Source organism: Fusobacterium sp. DD2, from assembly GCF_018205345.1.
Classification (GTDB): domain Bacteria; phylum Fusobacteriota; class Fusobacteriia; order Fusobacteriales; family Fusobacteriaceae; genus Fusobacterium_A.
Map to the genome: position 1 here is coordinate 13,937 of NZ_JADRHM010000027.1, position 13,956 is coordinate 27,892.

A 13,956-nucleotide genomic window follows, 5' to 3' on the forward strand; every position below is an offset into this window, starting at 1 on the left:
CCCTTCCGTCAAGGTAAAGGAAATGTATGAACCCCCAATCCTTATACGATTGTATAGATATTATACTTCTTTTATATAGTATTGTCAAAGGAAAAAAGCATCTTTTAAAGGAAGTTTGTACTAAAAAAATAGTATTTAAAATAAAAATATTATAAATAAATTGACATAATTATAGAAATTGTAGTAAAATTCTAATCGGTATCTACAACAATATGAAGAAAATAAGGAGAAAAAAGTTATGTCAAGATGTAAAGAAGCTTTAAAATTAGCTTTTCCAAGAACAATACCAATTTTGGCAGGTTTTTTATTTTTAGGGATGTCTTACGGATTTATCATGAGGGAAGCAGGATTTCCAATGATCTATCCAATTGTAACAAGTGCTGCAGTATTTGCAGGTTCACTTGAATTTTTATTTGTGGAGATATTACGTTCTCCATTTAATCCAATGCTTATATTTTTTCTTACAGTGATGGTAAATGCAAGGCATATATTTTATGGACTTTCAATGTTAGATAAGTTTAAAAATACAGGATGGAAGAAATATATTCTGATATTTGGACTTTGTGATGAGAGTTTTTCCATCAACTGTGATGTAAAATTGCCACCACATATAGATAAGGGGTGGTTTATGCTGCATATTACATGGCTTAACTACATCTATTGGGTAGGTGGAGCTACAATAGGTGCAATACTTAGCAACTTTATCTCTATACAGATAAAGGGACTGGATTTTGTATTAACAGCACTGTTCTTAGTTATATTTATGGAACAATGGCTTACTCAAAAAAATCATACACCAGCTATTGCAGGGCTTATATGCTCTATAATCTCATTTTTGATTTTTAGAAACATTCTGCCTAGACCGGATTATTTCGTTGTACCAGCTATGGCATTGATGCTTGTAGTATTTGCTATTTTAAGAAAAAGGGAGAGGATCTATAGATGACACAATATCAGATAGCTATAACTATTGGTCTTGCTGTATTTGGAACTGTACTTACAAGATGTATATCTTTTATACTTTTTCCAGATCCAGAGAAAATACCAGATTTTGTAAAATATTTAGGAAGAGTTCTTCCTTTTGCTGTAATGGGGCTTTTAGTTGTATATTCATATAAAGATATATCCTTTGCAGATCCTAAAGGTGTAATATGCAAATTTATAGCCAGTGCAATTGTTATAGGGCTTCACATATACAAGAGAAATATGCTTTTAAGTATAGCAGGTGGAACAATAGCATATGTAACAATGGTTCATTGTTTTTTAAGTTAAGAGAGACCTTATGGTTTCTCTTTTTTATTTACACCAAAGTTGTCTTTACACTGTTATAGTGGTAAAATTATATGGAAATATATATTTAACAAATGGAGTGAAATTATGAGTTTGAGATTAGTGATTTTTGATATGGATGGAGTTATTTTAGACAGTGAAAGACTTGCTAATATGGCATGGTTTGCAATTAGTGATGAGATGAATCTGGGGCTTACAGATGAGGATTTAAGAGAAATCAAAGGTGGGAATTATGCAAGAACTACTGAGATTTTAGCTAAAAGATACGGTCTTGATATGGCTAAAGAGATAATTGAAAGAAAAAGAGATAAACAAAGGGAGATTATGAAAGCTGAAGGAGGAGTAAAGCTAAAAAAAGGTGTAGTTGAACTTCTTGAATTTATAAAAAAAGTTGGACTTAAATGTGTTGTTGCAACTTCAACGAGAAGAGAGAGTGCTACGAGAAACCTTAAATTTACAGGAGTTTATGATTATTTTGATGACTTTGTATTTGGTGATGAGGTAACAAGAAGTAAACCTGATCCTGAGGTTTTTAATAAGGCTTGTGAAAAAATGGGAGTGGAAAAAGATGAAGCAGTAATTATTGAAGATTCTGTAAATGGTGCTACTGCTGCTCACAATGGTGGAATAAGATGTTTTGTAGTTGAGGATACAATTCATTTTACTCCTGAAGAGGATAAACTGGCTACTAGAAAGTTTGATTCCCTTTTAGATGTGATGGAATATCTTGATAAAAATCTCAATAGTTTATAGAAAAATGAGTCTATCGGAAGTTTGTAAAAAATTAAAATTCTCGATATTAGAAATAGTTTCGTAATTTATGTAGCGAAACAGAATACTGAAAATACGACTGTTTGAACGAAGTGAGTTTCGGATTTTCTTTCTGTGAGCAAAATAAATAGAGACTATTGATACCAGAGAGAATTTTATTTTTATAATTTTACAAATGCAATAGCCTCATTTTTAAAAGGTTATTAACTATTGACAAATGAGTTTTTTTATACTATACTTGTTCTAAGAATAAAAAAAGAGGAGGTTATCAACATGAGACAATCTAACGTTATGCTACAATGTTGGTGGTGGAGCTACATAGAAAAAACAAATAGCAGATTAAAAAATGTTAGAAGTTGGCTTATGTCTATTGATAACATATCTCTATCTATGTAACTCTGAAATAATATGATTTTTGATTGTATATTTCCATGAGTGCGTGGAGATATATTATATAAATAGTAATTTTAAAGGCAATCTAGCAGATTGCCTTTTTTTATTTTAAAAAACAGAAAAAAGGAGAGGATAACATGGCTAAACGTGAGTTGTGGAACAGTAGAAAAGGATTTATCTATGCTGCAGTTGGAGCTGCAATAGGACTTGGAAACCTATGGAGATTTCCTTTTCAGGCATACAAAAATGGCGGAGGAGCATTTTTCCTTCCATATATCGTAGCTATATTCACTTGCGGAGTTCCACTTATGATACTTGAGTATCAGTTAGGTAGAAATGTCCGTGGAGGATCAACTAAAGCATTCAAGACCTTGGGGAAGAGATTTGAATGGTTTGGATGGGTTCAAATAATGATACCTATTGTGGTTATGATGTTCTATTGTACAATCATATCAGTTTCAGTGGTATTTATGGTATATTCACTTGCACATGCTTTTGGATTTATAAACTGGATGTCTGATCCTGGAAAGTTAATGGGGATGATAGTTGGAAGTGCCAATGGACCATTTGACTTTGGAGCAGGAATCAGTAAATATATGCTTGGATTTATACTTGTAGTATGGTTTGGTAACTGGATAATTGTTAAGAAGGGGATTTCAGGAGGAATTGAAAAAGCTTCTAAAATATTTACTCCACTTCTTATGATCTTAATGGTTATCTTTATGTTTAACTCAGTTAGATTAAATGGAGCTGCAATAGGTCTTAATGCACTATTTACTCCAAACTTTGAAAAGATACTAAATCCTAGTATCTGGGTTGCAGCATATGCACAGGTATTTTTCTCAACAACATTGGCAGTTGGAGTTATGATAGCTTATGGATCATATATTCCTGAAAAATGGGATATAGTAAACAGCTCATTTATAACAGTATTATCAAATGCTTCATTTGATATAATTGCAGGGATTACAGTATTCTCAACATTGGGATATCTTGTAAATAATCTTGGTGTGGACTTTAACTCATTTGGTAATGGAGCTGGAATAGCTTTTATAGCATTCCCAATAGCAATTTCAACTATTACATCAAACACTGTGCTTCAGGGAATAATCGGATTTGTATTTTTCCTATGTCTATTTGTAGCAGGACTTTCATCAAGTCTATCAATGCTTGAATCATTTACAACAGGAGCACTTGATAAGTTTAATATCAAAAGAGAAAAGCTTGTATCAATAATCTCACTTGTAGGTCTTACAGGAAGTGCATGTTTCTCTACATATGCAGGTTTTAACTACATACTTGATATAGTAGATGCCCATGTAGGAAACTATATAATAGCAACTTTAGGACTTATAGAACCAGTCTTAGTATGCAGATACTATGGAATAGATAAGATTAGAATTGCTGCAAATGAACATTCAGATTTTAAAATTGGTAAATGGTTTGATTTCCTACTTAAATATGTTACACCAACACTTCTTGGAATTACAGTGGTAACAAACTTTATAAAAGGTGTTACAGAAGTTAATTTTGGAGGACTTGTATTTGGATGGGGAACTGTTGCAACAATGCTTATATGTGCAACAATCTTCTATAAGAAGAAATGGGAAGAACCAGTAGTTATAAAAGAAGGTATTAGAATTTAGGAGGGTCATATGGGAAGCAGTGCAATAGCAATGATGTCACTTGGATGTATAATAGTTTTTGGGGGACTATTTATATCTATTGGAATAGCATTGAAAAAAGAAAAAGAGAATATTTAAAATTATATTATATAGTATGAGAGTAGAGGCTGTTGCAAATCAGTATAAAATAAAATTCTCTTAGCTATCAATTCTTTCTATTTATTTTGCTTACAGAAAGAAAATTTGAAACTCACTTCGTTCAAACAGTCAAATTTTCAGTATTCTGTTTCGCTGCATAAATAACGAAAGAATCTCTAATGCCAAGAATTTTATTTTATAAATTTTGAAATGCAACAGCCTTTTTGATGCTAAAAAGTACTAAAAAAATGGTAATATAAAAATTAATTGTGGCGTTTTTTTGTTTTTTTTAGTATAATGTATACTATACAATTTTATGACAAAAATTAAGAGATGTTGATTTTAAAAGACTTTAAAAACCAATGGTTTTATGTTAAAATATTAAAAAATGGAATAACGGAGAGGGAGAATATGGATAACAGAAATGTATTAGATGTATTGCTAGATCGTGGATACTTAAAACAGTTTACTCACGAAGATGAGATGAGAGAACTTCTTGGAAAGGAAAAGATCACATTTTATATAGGGTTTGACCCAACAGCAGACAGTCTTCACGTAGGACACTTTATTGCTATGATGTTTATGGCACATATGCAAAGATTTGGACACAGACCTATTGCCCTAGTTGGTGGGGGAACAGCAATGATAGGTGACCCTAGTGGAAGAACAGATATGAGAAAAATGATGACTAAAGAAACAATTGCTCATAATGTTGCTTCTATTAAAAAACAAATGGAAAGATTCATAGATTTCAGTGATGGAAAGGCTTTACTTGTAAATAATGCTGACTGGCTTTTAGGACTGAACTATATTGATTTTATAAGAGATATTGGTTCTCAATTCTCAGTAAACAAAATGCTTGCTGCAGAATGTTTCAAAACTAGAATGGAAGCTGGACTTTCTTTCTTAGAATTCAACTATATGTTAATGCAAGGATATGACTTCTTAGTACTTAACGACAAATATGGTTGTGTAATGGAACTAGGTGGAGACGACCAATGGTCTAACATGATAGCTGGAGTAGATCTAGTTAGAAAGAAAAAACAAAAACAAGTATATGCTATGACATGTACACTTCTTACAAATAGTGAAGGAAAGAAAATGGGAAAAACTGCCAAAGGTGCTCTATGGCTTGACCCAGAAAAAACATCTCCATATGAATTCTATCAATACTGGAGAAACGTTGATGATGCTGACGTAGAAAAATGTTTAGCACTACTTACATTCCTACCTATGGACGAAGTAAGAAGACTTGCTAGTTTAGAAGGAAAAGAGATCAACGAAGCTAAAAAAGTACTTGCATTTGAAGTTACTAAATTAATCCACGGAGAAGAGGAAGCAAGAAAAGCTCAAGAAGGAGCAGAAGCTGCATTTAGCGATGGTGGAGATATGTCTCATGTACCAGCTATTGATTTTGAAACTTCAAAAATGGGAATGGAACTTTTAGATCTATTATTAGAAAATAAATTAATAAAATCTAAAGGTGAAGGAAGAAAATTTGTAACTCAAAATGGACTTACAGTAAAAGATGAAAAAGTTAAAGACTTTGCAATGCAAGTAACAGAAGATCTATTTGAAGATGGAGAATTCGTTGTTAAAATAGGTAAGAAAAAGATATATAGAGTAGTTTTAAAATAGTGACAGGTGATTTAGTTTGATCCTATTAAGAGAAACAGTAGAGGATGATATTCCTGAGATATATAGATATATACATCTCAACTATGTAAAAAAATATTGTGATAATCCTGAAAAACAATGGGAAACTCATAAGAAGTGGTATCAGTTTCTTATTCATTCAGATGCTTATCTTCTATATACAGTTTCAAATCTTGAGACAGGTGAATTTTATGGATGTGTCAAATTTGAAATTGATGGAGAGTGTGCAACAATAAATGTCTATCTTGTAGAGGGTATAAGACATAAGGGATACAGTGAAAAAATCATAGATTTAAGTATTGATGAATTGAGAATGAGACATCCAGAGATCTCTATTGTTTTAGCATATATTTTAGAGGAGAACACACCATCTCTAAGTGCCTTTAAGCATCTTGGATTCCAGTTTGATGGAGTTGAGGAGTACAAAGGTTTAGAGCACATGCTATTTATAAAAACTTTAGATTAAATACTTAAAAAATTACATCTGCTTTATTAATAGTAAATCTATTATAGAGCAGATGTTTTGCTATTATCTATATACAGGAGGAAATATGACAAAAAAAGAGAGAGTAAAAATTGTTCTTGAAAAGATGGAGGAAAAATTTGGAAAACCAAAGTGTGCACTGAACTATAAGACACCTTTTGAGCTTTTAGTTGCTGTAATACTTTCTGCACAATGTACAGATGTGAGGGTAAATATTGTTACAGAGGAGATGTTTAAAAAAGTGAATACTCCAGAGGGATTTGCAGCTTTATCTCAGGAAGAGATAGAAGAGATGATAAGAAGTACAGGATTTTTCAGAAATAAGGCTAAGAATATAAAGCTTTGCAGTGAGCAGCTTTTATCTCAATATGGTGGAAAGATACCTCAGGATATGGATGAACTTGTAAAGTTAGCTGGTGTTGGAAGGAAGACAGCTAACGTTGTAAGAGGAGAGGTATGGGGACTTGCAGATGGTATAACTGTGGATACCCATGTAAAGAGAATAACTAACCTTTTAGGTCTTACTAAGGAAAGTGACCCTATAAAGATAGAGAAAGATTTGATGAAAATAGTTCCTAAAGATAAGTGGATAGATTTTTCCCACTATATTATTTTACAGGGAAGAGATAAGTGTATAGCAAGACGTCCTAAATGTAATGAGTGCGAAATGAATATGGCGTGCAAACACTATGAGGAGCTTAAGAAAAAAGAGGCTAAAGAAAAATAATATTTAATTTTATTGAAAAAAATATATATTGTAGTATAATTATAATGGAAATTGATAACAAGTGAGGGGGAGCTCATTGCAATGGGCTGAGAGTAAATTTTGTAATTTAGACCCTTAACCTGATTTGGATAATGCCAACGTAGGGAAAAAACTAAGAGCAAGTGCTGACCTATTTGGTGAGCACTTTTTTTATTTCTAATAATTTTTGGGAGGCATATATGTTAGGAAAATATTTGGATAACCTAAGAAAAAATGGTGCACTTATACACAATATTACAAACTATGTAACTGTAAATGATGTTGCAAATGTGTTACTTGCAACTGGTGCAAGTCCTGTAATGGCAGATGAACCTGAAGATGCAGTTGAGATTACTGCAATTTGTGGAGGACTTAATATCAATATTGGTACACTGAATAAAAACAGTATCAAAGCTATGTTTGCAGCAGGACAAAAGGCACAGGAATTAGGTCATAAGATGGTACTTGACCCTGTTGGAGTAGGAGCTAGCACACTTAGAACTAAGACAGCCTTAGATCTTATGAAAGAGTTTAGATTTGATGTAATAAAGGGAAATACATCTGAGATTAAGGTTCTTTTCTCAGGAAAAGGTGGAGCTGTAGGAGTAGATGCTGATATAAATGATAAGATAACTGATGAAAATCTTGATAAAAGCATTGAATTTGTAAAAGCTTTTGCAAAGGAAACAAAGGGAATAATAGCAGTAACTGGAGCTATTGACTTGGTTTGTGATGAAAATAGATGTTTTGTTATAAGAAATGGTAGAAAAGAGATGAGCCAGATAACTGGAACTGGATGTATGCTTTCAGCTTTAATAGCTGCATTTTTAGTTGCAAATCCAGATCATCCACTTGAAGCAACTGCTGCAGCTGTATGTATGATGGGAGTAGTAGGAGAGATAGGTTGGGAGAATATGGAAGATGGGGATGGTAACTCAACTTATAGAGATAGATTGATAGATGCAATCTATAATATGACTGGAAATAGACTTGATAGAGGAGCAATATATGAGGATAGATAAAAAAGACCTTCTTCTTTATGCTGTTACAGATAGAAAATGGCTAGATGGAGAGAGTTTAGATGAGCAGGTTGAAAAATCACTTAAAGGTGGAGTTACCTGTGTTCAGTTAAGAGAAAAACATCTTAAAGAGGAAGAGTTTTATAAGGAAGCAGTAAGAATTAAAGAGCTATGCAGAAGATACTCTTGTCCATTTATTATAAATGACAATGTAGGAGTAGCTGTAAAAGTGGGAGCAGATGGTATTCATGTTGGTCAGGAGGATATGGATGCTGGATGTGTAAGAGAGATTATTGGAGAAGATAAGATACTTGGAGTCTCAGCACAAACTGTGGAGCAGGCAATAAAAGCTGAAAAGATGGGAGCTGACTACTTAGGAGTAGGAGCTGTATTTGCTACAAATTCAAAAGATGATGCAGTGGCAGTGGATAAAAAGACATTAAAAGCTATATGTGAAGCAGTAAGTATTCCAGTAATAGCTATTGGTGGAATATCTAAAGATAATATTATGGAACTTAAAGGCAGTGGAATAGTGGGAATAGCTGTAATAAGTGCTATATATGGGCAAAAAAATATTGAGGAAGCAACAAAGGAACTGAAAAAATTAACTGAGAAGATGGTGGAGGAGAAATAGATGAAAAAAGCGGTACTTACAATAGCAGGAAGTGACTGTTCAGGTGGAGCAGGAATTCAGGCTGATATAAAAACAATGACTATGAATGGAGTATATGCAATGAGCGTTATTACAGCTCTTACAGCACAAAATACTCTTGGAGTAACAGGGATACTTGATGTAGGTGTAGATTTTTTACAAAAACAACTTGATGCAGTATTTTCTGATATTATGCCAGATGCTGTAAAAATAGGGATGTTATCATCTAAAAAACTCATTGTGGCAATAGGTGATACACTAAAAAAATATAATGCAAAAAATATAGTAGTTGACCCAGTTATGGTATCAACAAGTGGTTCAAAACTTATAGAGGATGAAGCGATAGAAACTATGTGTGACGTACTATTTCCTCTAGCTACAGTGATTACTCCAAATATTCCAGAAGCTGAAATCTTAAGTGGAATGGAGATAAAAACAAGTGAGGATATGATAACTGCCTCAAAGAAAATATATGACAAGTACTCTTGTGCAGTACTTTGTAAAGGTGGTCATAATTTAAATGATGCAAATGACCTGCTTTTTGATGGAAAAAATATTAAATGGTTCAATGGTAAAAGAATAGATAACCCAAATACTCATGGAACAGGTTGTACACTATCAAGTGCTATAGCTTCAAATCTTGCTAAAGGAATGCCACTTGATAAAGCTATTGAAAAAGCTAAAGAGTACATTTCAAATGCACTTATGGAGATGCTTGACCTTGGTAAGGGAAGAGGACCAATGGACCACGGATATTTAATAAAATAAAAAAACAGAAAAATAGGAAGAGGAGAAACTAAAACATGGAAAAAAAAGGAACATCAGTTATAGCCAATGTAATGATATGGTTTGGAGCAGGAATATCTATAGCTGAGATAATTACAGGAACATATCTTGCACCTTTAGGATTTAAAAATGGTATTATGGCTATAATAATTGGACACATAATAGGTGGAGTGATAATGTATTTAGCAGGAATAATCGGTGCTAAGACACAAAAAAGCTCTATGGAAAGTGTAAAGATAAGTTATGGAAGTAAAGGTGGAATACTATTTTCATTTTTAAATGTGGTACAGCTTGTTGGATGGACAGCTATCATGATATATGATGGAGCTCTTGCAGCTAATGAGATACTTCATAAAGGTGTATGGCTATGGGCACTTATAATTGGTGCATTAATTATACTTTGGATAAAAATAGGGATTAAAAACCTTGAAAAGATAAACTTTGTTGCAATGACAGGACTTGGAATCTTAAGTATTCTTCTTTGCAGAATTATATTTGTAAATACAGGAGTTGGATTTGAACCAAGTGAAGCTATGTCATTTGGACTTGCAGTAGAACTTGGAGCAGCAATGCCTCTATCTTGGTTACCTGTAATCAGTGATTATACAAGAGATGCTGAAAAACCTCTTACTGCAACACTTGCAAGTGTACTTGTGTATAACCTTGTAAGTATTTGGATGTTTATAATGGGAATGGGAGCAGCTATTCTTACTGGAGAATCAGATATTGCAAATATATTCTTAAAAGCTGGTCTTGGAATGGCAGGTCTTCTAATTGTGGTATTCTCAACAGTTACAACAACATTTTTGGATGCTTTTTCAGCTGGGGTATCATCAAAATCAATCTCTTCTCATGTAGATGAAAAGAAAATAGGAATGGTTACAGCAGTAGTAGGAACAATACTTGCAATGACTTTCCCTATGGATAATATAACAGATTTCCTTCTATTTATAGGTTCAGTATTTGCACCTATGATAGCAATAGTGTTTGTAGATTTCTATATTGTGAAAAAAGATTATTCAAAAGATAATTATAACTGGCTTAATCTTGTAATCTGGGCAGTAGGGTTTATAATCTACAGATATCTTCTAACTATTGAAACAGCAGTTGGAAACACTCTTCCAGATATTGTTATAACAATGATTATTGCATATATAGTTAAAAAAATTGCTCTTGCAAAAAAATAATAAATAATAAAAATGGTGCTATTGCATTTTAAAATTATAAAAATATAATTCTCTCAGGTATCAATAGTGTTTAATATCGCGAATTTTATTTTTACATATTTGCAACAGCCCCATTTTTTTTATATAAAATAGAAATAATTATAATAAATTCTGACAAAAAGTGGTATAATAAAAAGCGTTGAAAAACTTACTAAAAATATCAATAATAATTCTTGACAAAATTACTAAGGAATGGTATTATTAGTTGTGTAATTAAATGTAATATTATAGGGAGAGGGTAAATATGAGAGTTTATCTAGACAATAATGCCACAACAAAAATGGATAAAGAAGTTTTAGACGCAATGATGCCATACTTAACAGAGTTTTATGGAAACTCATCAAGTGTGCACCTATTTGGAAAAGAGACTAACAAAGCACTAATGGAGTCAAGAGCAAAGATAGCTAACTATCTTGGAATTACTCCTGATGAATTAATATTCACAGCATCAGGAAGCGAAGCTGACAATTTGGCCATTAGAGGTATCGCTAGAGCATATAAAAACAGAGGAAAACATATAATAACAAGTCCTATAGAGCACCCAGCAGTAAAAAATACATTGAAAGACTTAGAAGAAGATGGGTATGAAATCACTACTCTTCCAGTTGATGAAAATGGACTTTTACACATTGAGGATGTAAAAAATGCTATCAGAGAGGATACTATCCTTATTACTGTAATGCATGCAAACAATGAAGTTGGAACTTTCCAACCAATTGAAGAGATAGGAAAATTAGCAAAAGAACATAGAATTATATTCCATGTTGACGCAGTTCAAACAATGGGAAAACTAGATATTAAACCAAAAGAGATGGGAATTGACCTATTATCATTCTCAGGACATAAATTCTACGGACCAAAAGGAATAGGAGGACTATTCTGGAGAACAGGAGTCAGATTTGGTAAAGTACTTACAGGTGGAGGACAAGAAAAGAAGAGAAGACCTGGTACATCAAATATTCCTGCAATAGTTGGAATGGCAAAAGCATTGGAAATAGCATATAGAGATATGGATGCAGAATGGAAAAAAGAAGAGGAATTAAGAGATTACTTTGAAACTCAAATCCTTGACAGAGTTCCAGAAATTGTTGTCAATGCAAGAGGAGTTAGAAGACTTCCAGGAACTTCAAGTGTTACATTTAAATATCTTGAAGGAGAATCAATTCTTTTAAGCTTAAGCTATAAAGGAATTGCGGTAAGTTCTGGTTCGGCTTGTTCATCAGATGACTTACAAGCATCTCACGTTTTACTTGCAATGGGAATCAAACCTGAATTTGCACATGGAACAATCAGATTTGGTATTGGAAAATACAATACAAAAGAAGAGATTGATTATGTACTTGACAGCGTAGTAGAAGTTGTAAATAAATTAAGAGCAATTTCTCCATTATGGAACGCTTATCAGGAAGGAAAATAATTTAACTTAGTTTTTAATAATAATTTTAATATGTAATTTAAGGAGTAAAAAAATGCAATATACAGAAAAAGTAATGGATCACTTTATGAATCCACACAATGTAGGAGTAATTGAAAACCCATCTGGATATGGAAAAGTTGGTAACCCATCATGTGGTGACATTATGGAAATATTTATCAAAGTTGAAAATGACATTATAACAGATGTTAAGTTCAGAACTTTTGGTTGTGCTTCTGCAATAGCTAGTTCTTCAGTTTCTACTGAATTAATCAAAGGAAAAACAATTGATGAAGCTATGAAACTTACTAATAAAAAGGTTGTTGAAGAATTAGGAGGATTGCCACCTGTAAAAATGCACTGTTCAGTTCTTGCTGAAGAAGCTATACAGTTAGCAATCAAAGATTACCTATCAAAAAAAGAAGCAAAATAATTTTAACTTAAAGTAGGCATATTATCTAAATTGTAAGGGACGGTACTCTTGTACTGTCTCTTTTTTTCTTTATGAAATATAAGAAATATGGTATAATATCCCTTGTAAATTTTGTATGGGAGATGAATTATGAAAAGGATAATAGTTGCAGTAGCAATGTTAATAAGTACGATATTTTCATATGCTGTAGAAGATTCTGATAATAGATGTAAAGCTTATTTAGTTGGAGATGACACTGGAAATATATATTATGAGCAGAATATAGATGAAAAACTTCCTCTTGCTTCTGTAACTAAGATGATGACTCTTATGCTTACATATGATGAACTAAATAAAGGGCATGTTCATATGAAAGATAAAGTGGTAATTCCTAAAGAGATTGCAGATATTCAGGGAAGCAGAATCTGGATAAAGGATGGAATGAGTTTTACTTTAGAAGATCTGATTAAAGCCAGTGCTATTTATTCAGCTAATAACGCTACAGAGGGGATAGCTTACTATATTTCACATGGAGATATTGATAAATTTGTTAAAAAGATGAATAATAAGCTTAAAAAGTTAAATCTTGATAAGATGATAGAGTATCATACACCTACTGGTCTGCCTACAAATATGACTGGAAAGGATATGGATATTGGAAGTGCAAGAGGATTATACCTTCTATCTTTAAATGCAGAGAAGATTAAGGGGTATATGAATATAGCAAGTATGAAGGAAGCTAAAATAAAGGTTGGTAAGATTCAAAATAGAAATAAACTTCTAGGGATAGAAGGGATTTATGGTATAAAAACTGGGCATCACGATACAGCTGGATACAATATCTGTGTAGTTTCTGGAGAAAATAATGTAAAACTTTTTATTGTTGTATTAGGAAGTAAAGATGAAGCTACAAGAGATAAAGTGGTACTTGATAAGATTAGACAGTTTAATGAAGAGTATACATATAGAGTGATTTTAGATACATCTCAACCACTTACTAAGGTAAAAGTAATTGCTGGAGAAAAGGATTATGTAAATCTATATCCAGATAAAGATTTTAAAAAGATATTTAGAACTGATAGTAAGATTAATATAAAGATAAAAAAAGAAAGCTTTACAACAGCTCCAGTTAAAAAAGGAGCAGCATTGGGAGAATATCAGGTTTTTGTAGATGATAAAAAAATAATGACTGGAAAACTCTATACAAAACAAGGGATAAGACTATATTCACCCTTTAGAAAATAAAAAAAAGAAAAAAAGTAGTTGACATAAAATTGGAAAAGTGATATTATAGTCTATGTCCGCGAGAGCGAGACAGAAAAAAATAAAAAAGGACATTAACAAT

16 protein-coding genes and 1 riboswitch are annotated in these 13,956 nt (G+C 32.4%); all 16 genes read left to right on the top strand.

Annotation, left to right across the window (positions count from 1 at the left end; genetic code table 11):
* Positions 1-238 precede the first annotated feature (238 nt).
* The 16 genes from IX290_RS05770 to IX290_RS05840 all read left to right on the top strand — a co-directional run bounded on the left by IX290_RS05770 (position 239) and on the right by IX290_RS05840 (position 13,856).
* Positions 239-946, top strand: a complete 708-nt coding sequence (locus tag IX290_RS05770) for an AzlC family ABC transporter permease (protein WP_211492261.1) — start codon at positions 239-241, stop codon at positions 944-946.
* Positions 943-1,272, top strand: coding sequence for an AzlD domain-containing protein (locus tag IX290_RS05775; RefSeq protein ID WP_211492262.1), 330 nt, complete (start codon positions 943-945; stop codon positions 1,270-1,272). The genes IX290_RS05770 and IX290_RS05775 overlap by 4 nt, the downstream gene beginning before the upstream one ends.
* A gap of 105 nt (positions 1,273-1,377) precedes the next feature.
* Entirely contained in the window at positions 1,378-2,043 is a 666-nt protein-coding gene (locus IX290_RS05780; protein ID WP_211492263.1) for an HAD family phosphatase, read from the top strand.
* Positions 2,044-2,334: 291 nt separating this feature from the next.
* Positions 2,335-2,457 (top strand): hypothetical protein, encoded by a 123-nt coding sequence (locus IX290_RS11755; protein ID WP_256436454.1) that lies wholly within the window; start codon positions 2,335-2,337, stop codon positions 2,455-2,457.
* 134 nt (positions 2,458-2,591) lie between these two features.
* Positions 2,592-4,100, top strand: a complete 1,509-nt coding sequence (locus tag IX290_RS05785) for a sodium-dependent transporter (protein ID WP_211492264.1) — start codon at positions 2,592-2,594, stop codon at positions 4,098-4,100.
* Between the two features lie 9 nt (positions 4,101-4,109).
* Positions 4,110-4,217: a MetS family NSS transporter small subunit gene (locus tag IX290_RS05790; RefSeq protein WP_211492265.1), complete on the top strand. Its 108-nt coding sequence runs from the start codon at positions 4,110-4,112 to the stop codon at positions 4,215-4,217.
* A 411-nt stretch (positions 4,218-4,628) separates the two neighbouring features.
* The gene (tyrS, locus tag IX290_RS05795) at positions 4,629-5,855 is read left to right on the top strand and encodes a tyrosine--tRNA ligase (protein WP_211492266.1); all 1,227 of its coding nucleotides are present in this window, start codon (positions 4,629-4,631) and stop codon (positions 5,853-5,855) included.
* A 16-nt stretch (positions 5,856-5,871) separates the two neighbouring features.
* Positions 5,872-6,339, top strand: coding sequence for a GNAT family protein (locus IX290_RS05800; RefSeq protein WP_211492267.1), 468 nt, complete (start codon positions 5,872-5,874; stop codon positions 6,337-6,339).
* A gap of 85 nt (positions 6,340-6,424) precedes the next feature.
* A complete protein-coding gene (gene nth / locus IX290_RS05805; RefSeq protein WP_211492268.1) occupies positions 6,425-7,084 on the top strand; it encodes an endonuclease III in 660 nt (219 codons plus the stop codon).
* Between the two features lie 55 nt (positions 7,085-7,139).
* Positions 7,140-7,249, top strand: a riboswitch (TPP riboswitch).
* Between the two features lie 53 nt (positions 7,250-7,302).
* Entirely contained in the window at positions 7,303-8,124 is an 822-nt protein-coding gene (gene thiM, locus IX290_RS05810) for a hydroxyethylthiazole kinase (RefSeq protein WP_211492269.1), read from the top strand.
* Entirely contained in the window at positions 8,111-8,755 is a 645-nt protein-coding gene (thiE, locus tag IX290_RS05815; protein WP_211492270.1) for a thiamine phosphate synthase, read from the top strand. Before thiM ends, thiE begins: the two co-directional genes overlap by 14 nt.
* Positions 8,756-9,541, top strand: coding sequence for a bifunctional hydroxymethylpyrimidine kinase/phosphomethylpyrimidine kinase (thiD, locus tag IX290_RS05820; protein ID WP_211492271.1), 786 nt, complete (start codon positions 8,756-8,758; stop codon positions 9,539-9,541).
* Between the two features lie 35 nt (positions 9,542-9,576).
* Positions 9,577-10,746: a putative hydroxymethylpyrimidine transporter CytX gene (gene cytX / locus IX290_RS05825; RefSeq protein WP_211492272.1), complete on the top strand. Its 1,170-nt coding sequence runs from the start codon at positions 9,577-9,579 to the stop codon at positions 10,744-10,746.
* Positions 10,747-11,029: 283 nt separating this feature from the next.
* Positions 11,030-12,202 carry a cysteine desulfurase family protein gene (locus IX290_RS05830; protein ID WP_211492273.1) on the top strand — a complete coding sequence of 391 codons (1,173 nt, stop codon included), beginning with the start codon at positions 11,030-11,032 and terminating at the stop codon, positions 12,200-12,202.
* A gap of 52 nt (positions 12,203-12,254) precedes the next feature.
* Positions 12,255-12,632 carry a Fe-S cluster assembly scaffold protein NifU gene (gene nifU, locus IX290_RS05835; RefSeq protein WP_211492274.1) on the top strand — a complete coding sequence of 126 codons (378 nt, stop codon included), beginning with the start codon at positions 12,255-12,257 and terminating at the stop codon, positions 12,630-12,632.
* Positions 12,633-12,761: 129 nt separating this feature from the next.
* A complete protein-coding gene (locus IX290_RS05840) occupies positions 12,762-13,856 on the top strand; it encodes a serine hydrolase (protein WP_211492275.1) in 1,095 nt (364 codons plus the stop codon).
* Positions 13,857-13,956 lie beyond the last annotated feature (100 nt).